Raw genomic sequence first — 15,090 nt, 5'->3', positions numbered from 1 at the left:
CGCACCCGCGGTCCACCCGGCGGCGAAGCCCGCGACGCGGGCGCGCTCGGCCTCGGCGGTCGCGGAGGCCGACGCGACGCTGGGCAGCGCGACGGCGCGGAACTCGGGGGCGGTCGGGGCCGCGGTCTCAGGCGACATACTCGTCCTCGCCCTCGCGGCGGATGACGATCTGCCCGCTCTCCTCGAGGCGGCGGATGACCTGCACGACGGCGGCCCGCGCCTCCTCGACCATGGACAGCCGGACCGGACCCAGGAGCTCGATCTCCTCGGCGAGGTTCTCGGCCGCGCGCTGGGACAGGTTGCGCAGGATCTTCTCCCGCACCGCCTCGTCGACGCCCTTGAGCGCCGTCGCGAGCGAGGCCATCTCGACCCCGCGCAGCACGAGCTGGATGGCGCGGTCCTCGAGCAGGACGATGTCGCCGAAGACGAACATCCGGCTGCGGACCTCCTCGGCGAGGGCCTTGTCGCGCTCCTCGAGGCCCTCCAGGATCGCCTTCTCGGTGCCCGGGTCCGCGCGGTTGATGATCTCGACGAGGGGCTGCACGCCGCCGACGGCGGAGAGCTCCTGCGGCGTCAGGACGGCCGAGGCCTTGCGCTGGAGCGACTCGGCGACGAGCTGGACGACGTCGGGCGAGGCGCGCTCCATGAGTGCGATGCGGTGGGCGACGTCGGCCTGGACCGCGGCCGGCAGGCCGGCCATGATCCCCGACGCGTGCTCGGCCCGCAGGTGCGCGAGCACGAGGGCGACGGTCTGCGGGTGCTCGCCCGAGAGCAGGGAGACGACCTGGCGGGCGTCGGCGTACTGCAGGAACTCGAACGGCTGCCCCTGGAGCGTGCTCGCGAGCCGCTCGAGCATCCCGGCCGCCCGCTCGCGCCCGACGGAGGCCTCGAGCAGCTGCTGCGCGAGGCCGAGCCCGCCGCGGCTGACGGCGCCGCTGCCCCCGAGGGAGGCGGCGTGGAACTCCTCGAGCACGCTGTTCGCGACGCTGGCGTCCACGCGCTCGAAGCGCGCGATCTCCGCGGTGAGCTCCTCGATCTCGGCGTCGTCGAGCTGCGCCATGACGCGCGAAGCCTGCTCCTTGCCGAGCTGGATGAGCATGAGGGCGGCCTTCTGCCGGCCGGTCAGCCCGGGGGTGGTGGTCACGAGGGTCATCAGCGGCGTCCGCCCACGAGCCAGCCCCGCAGGACCTCGGCCACCTCGGCCGGCTGGTCGGCCGCGAGGGCCATGACGTCCTCGCGCTTGGCGGCGAGCTCGTCCGCGGCCAGGTCCCGCGCCGGCGGCAGCACGTACGCGGGCTCCGGCTCGGGCTCGATGACCTGCCGCTGCGCGGCCTCGACCAGCTCGATCGCGCCGAGGTCGATCGCCTCGCGCCGCGCCCGGCGGCTGCGACGGGCACCCATGACCGCAGCGGCGATGAGCGCCAGCAGCACGATGCCCGCGATGGCTGCCGTGCGGATGAGCTCCGACTGCTGCGCGGTCTGCGCCTCGGCCTCGGCGGCTGCGATCGCCGTCTGCGCGGCCTCGGCCGTCGTGGTGTCGAAGGCCATGCGGGACACGGAGACGACGTCGCCGCGCGCCTCGTCGATGCCGGCGGCGGCCACGACGGCCTGCTGCAGGTCACCCATGTTCAGCGCGCCGCCCGCGTCGGCGGAGACGACCACGGAGACGGACTGCCGGCGCACGGCGCCCGGGGTCGAGGTGAGCTGCTCGACCGTCTTGTTGACGGTGTTGTTCACCGTCGAGCTCTCCTTGCGGTACTCGCCCTCGCCGCCGGCGGCGCCCTGGGGCTGCCCGTCCGGGCCCAGGATCCCGGTCGCCCCTGCCTCGGCGCCGCCCGTGTACTCCTCGACGCTGGTCTGCGCGGACGACGGCGGCGCGCCCTCGGCCGGCGTGTACGTCTCGCTGGTCCGGGCGATCTGGTCGTAGTCCAGGTCCGCCGTGACGCTGACGACCGCGTTGCCGGCGCCGACGATGCGCTCGAGCATCCCCTGGACGTTGCTGGCGACGCGCGCCTCGTACTCGGCGGTCTGTCCGCCCTGCATCCCCCCGGCCTGCGTGCCGCCGACGGCGGACAGCACGGTGCCGTTCGCGTCGACCACCGCGACGTCGGTCGGGTCCATGCCCTCGATGCCGGCCGAGACGAGGTGGACGATCGCCTGGACCTTGTCGCTGTCCACCGTCGCGCCGGCCTTGGTCTTGATGAAGACGGACGCGGTCGGGTCGGCGGTCTCCGAGACGAACACGCTCTCCTCGGGCAGCGCGAGCCGCACGGTGGCGGTCTCGACGCCCGCGAGCGACTGGATCGTCTTGGCGAGCTCGCCCTCGAGGGCGCGCTGGTAGGTGACCTGCTGCTGGAACTCGGACGACGTCATGCCCATGTCGTCCAGCAGCGAGTAGCCCGCGCCGTCCGACGCCGTCGGCAGGCCCGCCGCGGCGGCGACGAGGCGCATCGCGTAGACGTCGTCGGCCGGGACCATGACGCTCGAGCCGCCGTCGGCCAGCTCGTAGGGCACGCCCTCGGACTCGAGCTGGTCGACGATGGCGCTCGCGTCGCTCGCGGCCAGGCCCGTGAACAGGGGCGTCATCGTCGGCTTCGCGGCCCACGCGGACAGCGCGACCGCGCCGAGCACGAGCCCGGCGAGGCCGATGAGCGCGAGGGTGCGCTGAGCGAGGGTGAAGGCCCCGATCGTCGCGCGGACCCGGCCGACCAGGCCGGAGAGCTGCGCGGGCATCAGGCCTGCATCCGCATGATCTCGGTGAACGCGTCGACGGCCTTGTTGCGCAGCGCCGCGGTCAGCTCGAGGGCGACCGCCGCCTGGGAGGACGCGATCGTGTAGTCGTGCACGTCGTCGAGGTCACCCGTGACGGCCGCGACGCCGAGGGCGTCCGACGTCGACTGCATGGCCTGGAGCTGGTCGATGGACCCGGCGAGCGTGGTGCCGAAGGCGGCACCCGTGCCCGCCGTCGGGCCCGTCGGCGCGGCGCTCGCGCCACCGAGGGGGGACAGCGCGCCGAGCAGGCCGGCGGGAGACATGCCCCCGATCGCGTCGATGCTCATCAGCCACGTCCGATCTGCAGTGCTGCGGTGTAGGTCTCGCGGGCGCGGTCGACCACGGCGGCGTTCGCCTGGTAGCCGCGCTGCGCCATGATCAGTTGGGTCATCTGGCTCGACATGTCGATGTCGGGGTAGCGCACGTAGCCCTCGGCGTCTGCCAGCGGGTTGGCGGGCTCGTAGACGAGGCGGCCCTCGGCCGACCCGAACACCGCGCCGGCGACCCGCACGCCCCGGTCGCCGTCCTCGACGGACTGGGCGACGACGTACCGGGCCCGGAAGGCCTCCTCGTCCGTGCTGCGCACGGTGTTGAGGTTGGCGAGGTTGTCGGAGATGGCGTCGAGCCACGTGCGGTACGTGGTCATGCCGCTGCCGGCGGTGTTGATCGCCCCGAAGATGCTCATCACGCGGTCCGCATCGCGGTGCGGAGCTTGCTGAACGTGCCGTCCATCGCGCGCGTGGCCAGCTCGTACCGCAGGTTCGTCTCGATGTTGGTCAGCGTCTCGGTGTCGAGGTTGACGTTGTTGCCGTCCAGGCGGGTCGGGTCCAGCGACTGCGACCGGCTCGCGGTGACGGCGCCGGAGCCGTCGCCCACGGCGCGGGCGAGCGCGGCCTCGAAGCTGACGCGCCCGGCGCGGTAGCCGGGGGTCTGGATGTTCGCGACGTTGTCGGCGATGACGCGCTGGCGCAGGGCGAGCCCGTCGAGCGCGCTGCTCATGGCGACGAAGGAGACCGAGTCGAACACAGCCGGGTCCACCTCAAGGTGCGAGGGGCGGTACGGCCGTTCCATGGCCTTCGGGACGAGCAATCCGTGCTCGTCGTGGTCATCGGCGTCCTGGCCTCGACCATGAGCGTTCCGGGGCCGCGTCTTCGCAGGTCACCCGCGTGGGCGATCCCGTACCGCCCTGTTCCGGACATTCACCCGGTGGCGCCCGGGCTCTGGCCGGGCGTGCGTCAGGCCGGGGTGTCGAGGTACACGGGCACCGAGGGCGGCGCCTGGCGCAGCGCCTGCGCGGCGCGGTGGTGGCGCCGGCTCAGCTCCGCGGCCTCCGCCAACCGGCGCCCGACGTCGATCTGGCGGTCCAGCAGGGTGCGGGCGCGGTCCGCGAGGGCGAGCGGCAGGGGGCCCAGGCCCGAGGGCGGGGACCAGGGGTCGCGCGGGGGCGCCTCGGCGATGCGGTCGAGCGCGAGCATGGCCTCGGCCTGCGCGACGTCCATCTCGAGCGTCGCGAGCGCCGCCTCCCACGCGGCGTCCCACCCGGGCGCCGGACGGGTGGCCGGCGGGGCCTGGGCGATCATGTCAGCCGACGCCGAGCTCGCCGAGCGAGCCGCCGGCGGCCGCCGTCGCGAAGGGGTTGCGCGCGGGGGACGCCGCGACGGCGGGCTCGAGCGTCCCGCCGAGCTGCGCCGCGGCCTGGTGCCAGGCGTCGGCCAGCGGCTCCACGAGGGCGCGGCAGGCCGCGGTGCGATCGGCGTCGCCCGAGACGTTGGCGGAGACCAGCTCCGTCAGGAGGAACGTGTAGATCGAGAGCAGCTGCTGGGCGCCGTCCCACGCGGAGACGTCGAGCGTCGAGGCGAGCTCGCCGACGATGTCCTGCGCGTGCGTGAGGTGGGTGCCGGCCGCTCCGCGGTTGCCCGCCCGCTGCTCGTGCTCGGCACGCTGGAGGTCCAGCACCAGGCGGTCGTAGAGCATCGTCAGCAGCTTGGCCGGCGAGGCCGTGGCGACGGTGTCGTCCACGTAGCGGGTGCGCACGGCGGCGTAGTTCATGGCAGAGCTCCTCAGGAGCCGTAGGTCGGGAGGGAGGCAAGCTGACCGGCGAGCCAGCTCGACTGGGACTGCATCTTGTTCAGGGTCACCTCGAGCGCCGCGTACGTCCGTGAGAGCGACTGACGGCGCACCTCCAGGCGGCGGTCCCAGCCCTCGATCTGGCTTCCCATGTCCTTGACCAGGCCTTCCTGGCTCTGGATCTTGAGCGTGAGGCTGCCCTCGTACTTGTCGGAGGTCGCACCGGCGACGTCCGCAACCCGCGCAGCGAGCTGGCTGACCATCGACTGAACCTTGGCCGGATCCGCCGCGAGTGCCTCGCCGAAGACCTTCTCGTCGAACGTGAAGGTGCCGTCGCGGCCGATGACGATGCCGACCTCGGACGGCGAGCGGCCGTCGACGGGCAGGGACATGGCGGTCGTGAGCTGCTGCTGGATGCCGCGAACCGCGCTGTCGGCGCTGAAGAGGCCGCCCGTGACCGACGTGGTGCCGTCGGCGTTGGTCTTGGTCGTGGTCGCGGTCCGGGACGTGATCTCGGACAGGACGACGCCCATCGCGCCCACCAGGCCCGAGGCGAGCTTGGTGAGGGCGGCGTCGTCGCGACCGACGGTGATGGTCGTCTGCTCCTCGTCGGCCGCCGTGGCCTTCGAGACGGTCACGTCGACGCCGGCCATGAGACCGGAGAAGGTGTTGGAGGACTGGCTGTAGGTCTGCTCCAGACCCGCCACGCCCTTCCAGAGCGTCACCTGGGCGTTCTCCGCGGCACGGACCTGCACCTCGAGGAGCGAGGGTGCCGTGCCCGCCGCAACCTCGGACCCGGCGCCGGCGAAGAGCTCGAAGGAGCCGTCCTCGCCCGTCTGCGTCCCCGTGAGCTGGAGGCGGTACGTCGGCTCCGTCCCGTTCGAGACTCGCACGACGGTCGCCTTGACGCCCGCGTCGGGGGAGTCGTTGAGGGCCTTGGCGAGGTCGCTCAGGCTGCCCGTCCTTGCCTCGACGGTGACGAGCGTCCCGTCCTTCTTCCTGATCGTGAGCGCCGGCGGGTCGGACGTGACGAACGAGCCGTCGTCCCGTGTGGCTGCACTGACGCTCACCTGCGTCGTCGCGATCCTGTCGACATGAAAGGTCACCGTGCCGGGCTGTGCGGTGCTGCCGGCGACGGCGGTCGTGCCCGTCGCCGAGCTGGTCGCGGAGTAGGCGTTCCACGACTCGACCTTGGCGGTGTTCCGGGCAGCCTCGGCGAGGGAGGCGATGCGGGTGTTGAGCCCTTGCAGGCCCGCCACGAGCGACTGCGACTGCGACTGCTTCGACTTCAGCAGCGTCTGAGGCATCGCCTCGACCTGCATCAGCTGGTTGATGAGGTCGGTCGTGTTGAGGCCGGAGGCGAGTCCGTCGACACCCATTCCGGCCACGACTCACTCCTTCCTGATCAGGCCGCCTCGTGTTCGCAAGGCGGAACGGCTCCGGCCGACGGCGGGGTGACGTCGTCATCCCGCCGTCGGCCGGTGGTGCACTGACGTGCTGGTCGTACCGAGCTGGCTCAGGTGCCGCCGGAGCGGCCCGGATCAGCGCAGGAGCGAGAGGACGCCCTGGGGGATCTGGTTGGCCTGCGCGAGCATCGACGTGCCGGCCTGCGACAGGATCTGGGCCCGCGTGAACGAGACCATCTCCGACGCCATGTCGGTGTCGCGGATGCGGGACTCCGACGCGGACAGGTTCTCCACCGCGACGTTGATGTTCTTGATGGTGTGCTCGAACCGGTTCTGGACCGAACCGAAGCCGGCACGAGCGGACGAGACGGAGCTGATCGCCGTGTCGATCGCGGCGATCGACAGCGCGGCGTTCTCCGCCGTGTCGAAGGTCAGGTTACCGATGGTGGTGCCAAGACCCGAGATGTCCGCGAGGTCGACCTCGATCTGGTTGGTGGCGGCGTCCGCGCCGGCCCCGACCTGGAACGTCATCGTGCCGCCCTTGAGCAGCTCGGCGCCGTTGAAGTTCGTGGAGTCGGCGATCCGGGTCAGCTCCAGCGAGAGGCTGTCCGACTCGGCCTTGATGTTGGTGCGGGCAGCCTCGTTGTTCGAGTCGTTACCGGCCTGCACGGCCAGGTCGCGCTGGCGCTGCAGGATGGCGTGGACCTCGGTCATGGCGCCTTCTGCGGTCTGCACGACCGAGATGCCGTCCTGGGCGTTGCGGGCGGCGACCTTGAGGCCACCGACCTGCGAGCGCAGGCCCTCGGAGATCGCCAGGCCGGCCGCGTCGTCCGCAGCGCGGTTGATGCGGAAGCCGGACGAGAGCTTCTCGAGCGACTTGCTCAGGTCGTTCTGCGTGTTGGACAGGTTGCGGTAGCTGTTGACCGCCGCGATGTTCTGGTTGATCGAGAGACCCATGAGAATCCTCCTTGAGACGGGTCGGACGTCGCCGCCCATCCATGGGCGAGCACCCGACTGATCGGCGGTGCCCGACGGGCGATGAGGTTTCCGCCGGATCTTTTTTTCGAGTGCCCGGGAGCCCGGCTCAGCCGACGGCGAGCGCGTGCCGGCGCGACGCGGCGACGTCGTGCGCGCCGTCGTGCGGACGCGGGACGACCTTCACCGTGCTCGCGTGCGCGGCACCGGCGGCCCGCGCCGCGACGTCCGCGTAGTACGCCTGGCGCCGGCGCTCCGCGACGCCGTCGGGCCGGTCCGCCTGCTGGACCAGCGCGGGGTCGAGGCTCGCGTTCATGCCGTCGCGCAGCATCTGCAGGGCAGCCGTGCGCAGCTGGCTGATCCGGGACTGCGTGACGCCGAGCTCCTCGGCGAGCTCCACGACGGGGCGGTCGTGGAAGAACAGCTCCTCCACGACGTACCGCATGCGCTCGGGCAGGGCCTCGACGCCGGCGTGCAGGTACTGCAGGCGCTCGGCGGCGAGCAGGCTCTCCTCCGGGCCGGCGCCGACGGCGACGACCTGGTCGGCGACGACGCCGTCGAACGCGTCGATGCTCACGACGCGCACGTCGGCGTCGCTGCGCGCGGCGTCGACCTCGTCGACCGTCATCCCGGTCGCCTCGGCGACCTCGGTGCGGGACGGTGCGCGGCCCAGCGTGGCGGTCAGGTCGTCGACGACCTCGCCGAGGCGGCGGGCCCGGCGGCGGGCGCCGCGCGAGACCCAGTCCATGCCGCGGAGCTCGTCGATCAGCGCGCCCTTGATGCGCAGCGAGGCGTAGCGCGAGAAGGGGACGCCGGTGCTGGCGTCGTAGGCCTTCGCGGCCTTGACCAGCGCGAACGCTCCGGCGGACGCGAGGTCCGAGCGCGACACGTACGACGGCACGCGGCTGAGGGTGGCGTTGACGTGGTAGCCGACGAGCGGGAGGTTCTCGACGATGAGAGCCGCGTCGGCCTGGTCTGCGATGGTCACCGGGTGGTTCTCGGGACCGGCATGATCACCCTTGAGGAGTCGTCGCGGGTGAAAGCCCTTTCCCCAGGGTTGTCCACATGCCGGGACCCTGTGTTGGCGCTCACATTGCCCGGTTACGTCCCAGGACGAACCGGACGCGGACGCCCATGTCCGACCCGGTTGTGTGACGTGCGTCACATTTGGCCGCCGATGCTCAGATGGCCCAACGGAAAGGGTCACACAGGGCGCCGTCCGGCCGATCATCCGGTCAGGACAGCGGCTCCCGCTGCCCGTCGACGTGACCGCACGGAAGAAGGACTGACCTCATGGCCCTCAACGCGCTCTCCGCGGTGCTGTGGCACGAGCGCCAGCTCCTCGAGCTCCTGCTGTTCAAGCTGGAGGAAGAGCAGCTGGTGCTCAGCAGCGGCCGCACGCAGTGGCTGGGCCACGCGACGCGCGAGGTCGAGTCGGTCCTCGCCCAGATCCGCACGGCCGAGCTGGGCCGGTCCGCCGAGGCCGACGCCGCCGCCCGCGAGCTGGGCCGGACCGAGGGAGCGAGCCTCCTCGAGCTCGCGCGGCACGCGCCGTCCCCCTGGGACGAGCTCCTCGCCGAGCACCACGCGGCCTTCGTCTCCCTCACGGACCAGATCAACGGCCTCGCCGAGAGCAACCGCGACCTGCTCGCGACCTCCCACCGGGCCACGCAGGAGACGCTGATGAGCCTGCAGGAGAGCGTCCAGACCTACGACCCCCGCGGCGCGGCCGCGACGACCACGGGCAGCGTGCTGCTCGACCAGGCGCTGTGAGCACGTTCTCGGGGCTCGGGACCGCCCTCTCGTCCCTCATCGCCCAGCGCCAGGCGCTCGAGGTCGCCGGCCAGAACATGGCGAACGCGAACACCGCCGGCTACACGCGTCAGCGCACCACGACGGAGTCGGTCAGCGCGCTGTCCGCGCCGTCGATGTTCTCCACGCCGCAGGGCGCGGGCAACGGCGTGCGCGTCACGGGCATCACGCGCATGGACGACGCCTTCCTCGACGCCCGCCTGCGCGCGACGACGTCGAGCGCCTCCTTCCAGAACACCCGCGCGGCGGCCCTCGGCCGGCTCGAGGCCAGCGTCACCGAGCCCGGCACGACGGGACCGGCCGCCGCGCTGAGTGCCTTCTGGGCCGCGTGGCAGGGCGTCGGCAACAACGCGAACGACCCGGCGGCCCGCGAGGTCCTCCTCGGCGACGCCCGCGCCCTGGTCACGCAGGTCTCCGACGGCTACCGCGCCGTGCAGACGCAGTGGACCCAGACCCGCACCCAGGCGGAGGCCCTGGTCGCCGACGTGAACACGACGGCCACGGCGATCGCCGAGCTCAACGACTCCATCCGCTCGGTGCTCGTCGCGGGCGGCTCGGCCAACGAGCTCATGGACCGGCGCGACCAGCTGGTCACGACGCTCTCGGGGCTCGTGGGCGCCACGGGCCGCGAGCGCGCGGACGGGACCATGGACGTCGTCGTCGGCGGCAACATGCTGGTCCGCGGCACCACTGCCACGAGCCTGGTCCTGACCGGATCGCGCGAGATGGCCGGCGGCATCGGCCAGCCGCCCTCGACTCCCGATCCCGTGGCGGTCCGCTGGGCCGACGGCACGCCGCTGCCCCTGGAGGGCGGCGCGATCGCCGGGCACCTCGCGACCCTGGCGCCGGCGTCCTCCGGCGGCCTGCTCGCCGACGCCGCGAACGCGTGGGACGACGTCGCGCGCACGCTCCACGACGCCGTCAACGCGATCCACGCCGGCGCGCAGACCCCCGCGGGAGCCGCGGGCGGCGACTTCTTCACGCTCGGCGCCGGTCAGCCGGCCGCGCTCGGGCTCTCGCTCGCGGTGACCGACGCCGGCCAGATCGCGGCGGGCGACGCCGGCAAGGGTGCCTTCGACGGCTCGGTCGCCGACCGCATCTCGCAGCTCGCCACGGCGTCGGACGGCCCGGACGCGAGCTGGCGTGCGTGGGTCGTGGACCTCGGGGTCACGAGCCGGTCCGCCGCGCAGCGCGCCGCCGTCACCGAGACGACCCGCGCGACCGCCGAGAATCTCCAGCTCTCGCAGGCCAGCGTCGACCTCGACGAGGAGTCGGTGAACATGCTCGCGTTCCAGCGGGCCTACGAGGGGGCCGCCCGCGTCCTCACGGCGATCGACGAGATGCTCGACGTGCTCATCAACCGCACCGGCGTGGTGGGGAGGTAGACGTGATCAACCGCGTGACGCACCAGACCGTGCAGCGCTCGACGCTCGCGAACCTGCAGGTCAACCTGTCCAGGATGGCCGACCTGCAGGGCCGCATGTCCGGCGGCAAGGTCATCACCAAGCCGTCGGACGACCCCGGCGGCACCGGCCAGGCGATGCAGCTGCGCGCCGAGCGCCGTGCCGCCGAGCAGCACGCCCGCAACGCGGACGACGCCGTCGCCTGGCTCACGACCGTCGACTCCGCGCTGCAGACCTCGGTCGCCTCGCTCCGCAAGGCGCGCGACCTCACGGTCCAGGGCGCCAGCAGCGGCACCCTCAACGCCATCTCCCGCGAGGCCATCGCGGTCGAGCTCGAGGGCATCCGGGACGGCCTGCTCAGCCAGGCGAACACGCGGTACAACGGCCGCTCGGTCTTCGCCGGGACCTCGGACCGGCCGCAGGCGTTCACCGAGGGCTCCTACGCATGGCAGGGCACCACCGACGGGACGGTCCAGCGCCGCCTCGGACCCGAGTCGCTCGTGCGCGCGGACCATGACGGTTCCCAGGCCTTCGGCGACGGCGCCGACTCCGTGTTCGCGCTCATCGACTCGATCGTCGCGGATCTCCGCGCGGGCGTGGAGGTCGGGCCCCGGCTCGGCGAGATCGACCAGCGGATGACCACCATGCTGGGCGAGCTCGCCGGGGTCGGCACCCGCCACAACGCCGCCCTGACCGCGCAGACGTCGCTGCAGAAGGTCGACGCCGACCTCAAGAGCCAGCTGTCCGCGATCGAGGACATCGACCTCGCCGAGGTCATCGTCGAGCTGCAGATGCAGGAGGTCGCCTACCAGGGCGCCCTCGGCGCCGCCGCCCGCGTCCTGCAGCCCAGCCTGATGGAGTTCCTGCGATGACCGTGACCGTGACCGACACCGCGACGCCCCCGCACGCCCGGACCGTCGCCGACGTCCTCGACTTCGCCACGCCGCCGCCGGGCCTGCGGGACCTGCGCACCTTCTCGCTCGCGGCGGTCGACGACACCGGCTACCTCTTCACGCTGCGCAGCACGCAGGAGCCCGACGTCCGGCTCTTCCTCGTGCCGCCGCGCGCGTACTTCCCGGACTACGCGCCCGAGCTGGACGGCTCGACGCGCGAGACCCTCGGCACCGACGACGCCGTCCTGCTGGTCGTCGTCCACCCGGGCCAGGGCGACGCGCCGCCGACCGCGAACCTCCTCGCGCCGGTCGCCGTCAACGCCTCGACCGGGACGGCCCTGCAGGTGGTGCTCGACGACGACAGGTGGCCCCTGCGCGCGCCGCTGACGGCGGCGTGACGGTGGCGGCCGCGGCGCCGGCTGAGGCGCGGCCCCAGGGCCCCACGATCCACCGTGACCCGGTCACGACGCTCGACGGCCGCGTCGTCGGGTACGTCGTCTCCGTCGCGCCGGCACCCCCGGTCGTGCCGGCGCAGCGCGGGCCCGAGACCGAGGCGGAGCACCCCGACGCGCACGACCACTACCTCGCCCTGCACCTGCCCGACGTCGTCGCGGACCGCTACGCGTTCCTGCCCGCCACGCCGGCCATGCTCGACGGGCACCTGCCCGCGCCGTCGGCCCCCGGCCGCCTCGTGCTCGAGCTGCCGCTCGGCTTCGAGGACCGGGACGACGCCCGCGAGCGCACGGCCGTGCTGCGCGCCCTGGGCGTCGACCTCGCGCTGACCGGCTACCGCGGGCTGCCCGCGCAGGACGCGCTGCTCGGCTCCGTCGGCTACGCCGTCGTCGACCGGCGGACCGCGCTCCCCCTGTCGGTGCTCGTCCACCGGCTGCACCGGGCCGGCGTGCGAGCGCTGGCGCCGGACGTGCACGACGACGCCGCGGTGCGTGAGTGCCGCGCGGCCGGTGTCGACGCCCTCTACGGCGGCCACGCCGTGCGGGCCCAGGCCGAGCCGCCGCCGCCGGAGCGCGTGCTGCGCGCCGGCGAGCTCCAGTGCCTGGCCCTGCTCCACCTGCTTCAGCAGCCGGAGACCCCCATGGCGGAGGTCGCGCAGGTCGTCGACACGGACCCCGTGCTCACGCTGCGCCTGCTCCACCTCGTGAACAGCGGCGCGTTCTCGCTCGCGGCGCCGGTCGACACCGCACACCAGGCGGTGGTCCTGCTCGGGGCCCGCGAGGTCACCACCCTCGTCTCGGGCCTCCTCCTCGGCGCCCGGCCGGGGGCGATGGACAGCCTGTGGTTCATCCTCGCCCGCGCGCTGACGTGCGAGACGCTCACGGGCGACCCTGCGGGCTACACGGTCGGCATGCTCACCGCGCTCGCCGGCCAGATCGCCGTCCCCGTCGACGTGCTGCTCGACAAGGTCGGCGTGTCCGAGGTCGTGCGTGGTGCGGTTCGCGGCGAGGGCGCGCTCGGCGCCGCCCTCGTCGCCGTGCGGGCCCACGAGCGCAAGGACTCCACCGGGGTGCTCACGGCCGGGATGCTCCCCGCCGAGGTCTCCGCCGCCTACATGCGGTGCCTGGCCGAGGCGCTCGCCACGGCACGGGCGATCGGCGGCGAGCTGGCCGACGACCCGCTGGCACCGGTCCGCCGCTAGCGCGCGTCAGTCGTCGGCTCCGGACGTGGAGTCCGACGCCGCCTGCTCGAGGCCGGCGGCGAAGACCGCCGGGTCCTGCGCGCCGGAGACCCCGTAGCGCCCGTCCAGGACGAAGAACGGCACGCCGGTGATGCCGTACACCCGGGCCTGCGCGACGTCGGCGGCCACCGCGTCGGCGTAGGTGCCGGCCTCGAGCGCGGCCACGACCTCGTCGCGGTCCAGGCCCACGTCGGCGGCCAGGTCGGCGAGGTCCTCGGTCCGGCCGACGTGCCGGCCCTCCGTGAAGTACGCGCGGAAGAGCCGCTCGACCATCTCGGCCTGACGCCCGTGCGCGTGCGCGAGGTGGATCAGCTCGTGCGCCGTGAGCGTCTTCGTGTGCCGGACGCGCGCGAAGTCCATGGTCAGGCCCGCGTCGGCCGCCAGCTCCGCGACCTGCGCCTGCATCTGCACCGCCTGCGCCATCGGCACGCCCTTGTGGCGGGCGAGGAAGTCCGCCGCGGTGCCGTCGAAGTCCACGGGCGTGTCCGGGGACAGCTCGAACGAGTGGTGCGTGAGGCGGACCTCGGGCACGGCACGGCCCTCGGCGGCGCGCGCCCCGGCGAACCGGCGCACCCCCTCCGCGAAGCGGCGGGTGCCCAGGTAGCACCAGGGGCACGCGACGTCGGACCAGACGTCGACGGCCAGGACGTCGGGTGCGCCGGTCGCGCCGGGGGCGCCGGTCGCGTCGGTCACGCGGTCAGGCGCGGCTCTCGCGCATCGGCAGCGCGAACGCGCCGCCCGCGAGGACCATGCCGCCGGTGAAGAGCCACGGCGACTCGTCGTCGATGCCGACGCCCATGAGGTAGAACCCGCCGAGCAGGGCCACGAAGGTCACCAGGAACATCACCACCCGCGAGGGTGCGGGGTGGGTGGTGAAGGGGTCCGGGTCGTCCCGGCGCTCGTCGCGCGCATCCATGGTGGCTCCTCTCGGCACGTCTGCGACGACCGTACCGACCCACGGCCCGCACCGCCGAACCGGCCCGCGCGACGACCCGACCACACCCGACCGTCCTCAGGCCCGCGGCCTGCGCCGCTCCGCACCCTCTGGCCGGTGGGGGCGGTCCGTGGCGCCGGACGGGAACCTCCCGCGCGTGCGCGCCGTTCGGGAGGCAGGTGCAGGACGACGAGCGGGGGATCTCATGGGTGGTCGGCCGAGCAAGGGCGCGGTCGTGGAGGGCGTCGTCGCGGGGACGGTGGCAGCGCTCTGGTACGCGCTGCCGGACGTCGTCCGCTCGCGGGGACGTCGCGTCGTGCTCAAGACGGCCCTCGTGGCCGCCGGTGGCGCGTACGGGGTCGCGCTGGCCCGGCGCGAGCGGCAGGAGGCCGACGGCGCGGCGGACGAGGCCACGGCGGACACCGCGACCACGCCCGAGGAGGCCGCGCTCGCTCGCATCCGAGCCCTGACCTCGACCGTCCCGGTCCTCGACGCCGGCGCCGCGGGTCCCCCGCCGCCCCCGGACCGCACCCGGGTGCTCCTCATCGGCGCCGCCGTCCTGGCCGGCACCGTGGCGACGGTGGCCGGCACCGTCGCCCTCGAGCGGGCGATCTACCGCTGGGGCGAGCGGCGCCGCGCACGCGGCGTCCGGCTGCCGCACACGCAGACCGGGCTGGTGGCGGGCCTGCTCCTGGGCCTGTCCTCGCTCGCCGCGCCGGCGAGCGAGGCCCGTTCCGGTGTCACGCGCGGATGACCCGCACGGAATGACGACCTGCTCCCTGATCGCGCAAGGCAATGGATGGTCAAACAAGCCCATCTAGCACGCCAGCGTGCCACTTCTCGGGCCACGGGCCCACCAACGAGACAACCCCCGGCCGGACCTGGGTCCGATCGGGGGTTGTCCGAACTTCGGCTCCTTGATCATCCAAGGGGCCCACTGTGCGCGAGGGGGGACTTGAACCCCCACGTCCTTTCGGACACTGGCACCTGAAGCCAGCGCGTCTGCCATTTCGCCACTCGCGCGCCGAAGCAGGCTAGCACGATCAGGGCGGGCCCCCGGACCGGCCCGGGCCGGGTGACGCGGCGCCAGGCGGTCGCGCCGCGCCGGCGCGCGTGCGCTGCGCGGACCCCGGCC

At 73.5% G+C, this 15,090-nt stretch carries 18 protein-coding genes and 1 tRNA gene; 6 read left to right on the top strand and 13 right to left on the bottom strand.

Annotated features, from left to right (window positions below; translation table 11 throughout):
* Positions 1 to 127 precede the first annotated feature (127 nt).
* The 10 genes from fliG to IDM29_RS09355 form a co-directional block, all read right to left on the bottom strand.
* Positions 128 to 1,153 carry a flagellar motor switch protein FliG gene (gene fliG / locus IDM29_RS09400; RefSeq protein WP_182112594.1) on the bottom strand — a complete coding sequence of 342 codons (1,026 nt, stop codon included), beginning with the start codon at positions 1,151 to 1,153 and terminating at the stop codon, positions 128 to 130.
* Positions 1,153 to 2,733, bottom strand: coding sequence for a flagellar basal-body MS-ring/collar protein FliF (fliF, locus tag IDM29_RS09395; RefSeq protein WP_182112593.1), 1,581 nt, complete (start codon positions 2,731 to 2,733; stop codon positions 1,153 to 1,155). Before fliF ends, fliG begins: the two co-directional genes overlap by 1 nt.
* Positions 2,733 to 3,059 (bottom strand): flagellar hook-basal body complex protein FliE, encoded by a 327-nt coding sequence (gene fliE, locus IDM29_RS09390; protein ID WP_182112592.1) that lies wholly within the window; start codon positions 3,057 to 3,059, stop codon positions 2,733 to 2,735. The genes fliF and fliE overlap by 1 nt, the downstream gene beginning before the upstream one ends.
* Positions 3,059 to 3,457, bottom strand: coding sequence for a flagellar basal body rod protein FlgC (gene flgC, locus IDM29_RS09385; protein WP_182112591.1), 399 nt, complete (start codon positions 3,455 to 3,457; stop codon positions 3,059 to 3,061). Before flgC ends, fliE begins: the two co-directional genes overlap by 1 nt.
* Positions 3,457 to 3,798 (bottom strand): flagellar basal body rod protein FlgB, encoded by a 342-nt coding sequence (gene flgB / locus IDM29_RS09380; RefSeq protein ID WP_182112590.1) that lies wholly within the window; start codon positions 3,796 to 3,798, stop codon positions 3,457 to 3,459. The genes flgC and flgB overlap by 1 nt, the downstream gene beginning before the upstream one ends.
* A gap of 209 nt (positions 3,799 to 4,007) precedes the next feature.
* Positions 4,008 to 4,352 carry a hypothetical protein gene (locus IDM29_RS09375; RefSeq protein ID WP_182112589.1) on the bottom strand — a complete coding sequence of 115 codons (345 nt, stop codon included), beginning with the start codon at positions 4,350 to 4,352 and terminating at the stop codon, positions 4,008 to 4,010.
* 1 nt (position 4,353) lies between these two features.
* Entirely contained in the window at positions 4,354 to 4,821 is a 468-nt protein-coding gene (gene fliS / locus IDM29_RS09370) for a flagellar export chaperone FliS (protein WP_182112588.1), read from the bottom strand.
* Between the two features lie 11 nt (positions 4,822 to 4,832).
* The gene (gene fliD / locus IDM29_RS09365; RefSeq protein WP_182113952.1) at positions 4,833 to 6,218 is read right to left on the bottom strand and encodes a flagellar filament capping protein FliD; all 1,386 of its coding nucleotides are present in this window, start codon (positions 6,216 to 6,218) and stop codon (positions 4,833 to 4,835) included.
* 162 nt (positions 6,219 to 6,380) lie between these two features.
* Positions 6,381 to 7,202 carry a flagellin gene (locus IDM29_RS09360; RefSeq protein WP_182112587.1) on the bottom strand — a complete coding sequence of 274 codons (822 nt, stop codon included), beginning with the start codon at positions 7,200 to 7,202 and terminating at the stop codon, positions 6,381 to 6,383.
* A 127-nt stretch (positions 7,203 to 7,329) separates the two neighbouring features.
* Positions 7,330 to 8,208, bottom strand: coding sequence for a sigma-70 family RNA polymerase sigma factor (locus IDM29_RS09355; RefSeq protein WP_255491697.1), 879 nt, complete (start codon positions 8,206 to 8,208; stop codon positions 7,330 to 7,332).
* A gap of 305 nt (positions 8,209 to 8,513) precedes the next feature.
* Here IDM29_RS09355 and flgN point away from each other — a divergent pair, with 305 nt between their 5' ends.
* The 5 genes from flgN to IDM29_RS09330 are packed head-to-tail and all read left to right on the top strand — an operon-like array spanning position 8,514 to position 12,982.
* Positions 8,514 to 8,993, top strand: a complete 480-nt coding sequence (flgN, locus tag IDM29_RS09350; protein WP_182112585.1) for a flagellar export chaperone FlgN — start codon at positions 8,514 to 8,516, stop codon at positions 8,991 to 8,993.
* Complete coding sequence (gene flgK / locus IDM29_RS09345) at positions 8,990 to 10,417, top strand: flagellar hook-associated protein FlgK (protein WP_182112584.1); 1,428 nt, start codon at positions 8,990 to 8,992, stop codon at positions 10,415 to 10,417. The genes flgN and flgK overlap by 4 nt, the downstream gene beginning before the upstream one ends.
* Before the next feature lie 2 nt (positions 10,418 to 10,419).
* Positions 10,420 to 11,307, top strand: coding sequence for a flagellar hook-associated protein FlgL (flgL, locus tag IDM29_RS09340; protein WP_182112583.1), 888 nt, complete (start codon positions 10,420 to 10,422; stop codon positions 11,305 to 11,307).
* Positions 11,304 to 11,726 carry a flagellar assembly protein FliW gene (gene fliW, locus IDM29_RS09335; RefSeq protein WP_182112582.1) on the top strand — a complete coding sequence of 141 codons (423 nt, stop codon included), beginning with the start codon at positions 11,304 to 11,306 and terminating at the stop codon, positions 11,724 to 11,726. Before flgL ends, fliW begins: the two co-directional genes overlap by 4 nt.
* The gene (locus tag IDM29_RS09330) at positions 11,693 to 12,982 is read left to right on the top strand and encodes an HDOD domain-containing protein (RefSeq protein ID WP_182112581.1); all 1,290 of its coding nucleotides are present in this window, start codon (positions 11,693 to 11,695) and stop codon (positions 12,980 to 12,982) included. Before fliW ends, IDM29_RS09330 begins: the two co-directional genes overlap by 34 nt.
* 6 nt (positions 12,983 to 12,988) lie before the next feature.
* On the opposite strand, the gene IDM29_RS09325 is transcribed toward IDM29_RS09330, so the two are convergent.
* Both IDM29_RS09325 and IDM29_RS09320 read right to left on the bottom strand, forming a co-directional pair.
* A complete protein-coding gene (locus tag IDM29_RS09325) occupies positions 12,989 to 13,714 on the bottom strand; it encodes a DsbA family protein (protein ID WP_182112580.1) in 726 nt (241 codons plus the stop codon).
* A 4-nt stretch (positions 13,715 to 13,718) separates the two neighbouring features.
* Positions 13,719 to 13,937 (bottom strand): hypothetical protein, encoded by a 219-nt coding sequence (locus IDM29_RS09320; protein WP_182112579.1) that lies wholly within the window; start codon positions 13,935 to 13,937, stop codon positions 13,719 to 13,721.
* Between the two features lie 223 nt (positions 13,938 to 14,160).
* Here IDM29_RS09320 and IDM29_RS09315 point away from each other — a divergent pair, with 223 nt between their 5' ends.
* Entirely contained in the window at positions 14,161 to 14,709 is a 549-nt protein-coding gene (locus tag IDM29_RS09315) for a hypothetical protein (protein WP_182112578.1), read from the top strand.
* A 186-nt stretch (positions 14,710 to 14,895) separates the two neighbouring features.
* On the opposite strand, the gene IDM29_RS09310 is transcribed toward IDM29_RS09315, so the two are convergent.
* Positions 14,896 to 14,978: transfer RNA gene (locus tag IDM29_RS09310), tRNA-Leu, on the bottom strand.
* Positions 14,979 to 15,090: the final 112 nt, after the last annotated feature.

Source organism: Actinotalea sp. JY-7885, assembly GCF_014525465.1.
In the GTDB taxonomy this organism is placed as follows: Bacteria; Actinomycetota; Actinomycetes; order Actinomycetales; family Cellulomonadaceae; genus Actinotalea.
The sequence above is the reverse complement of the archived record's forward strand: the minus strand, read 5'-3'. Positions and strand labels throughout refer to the sequence as shown.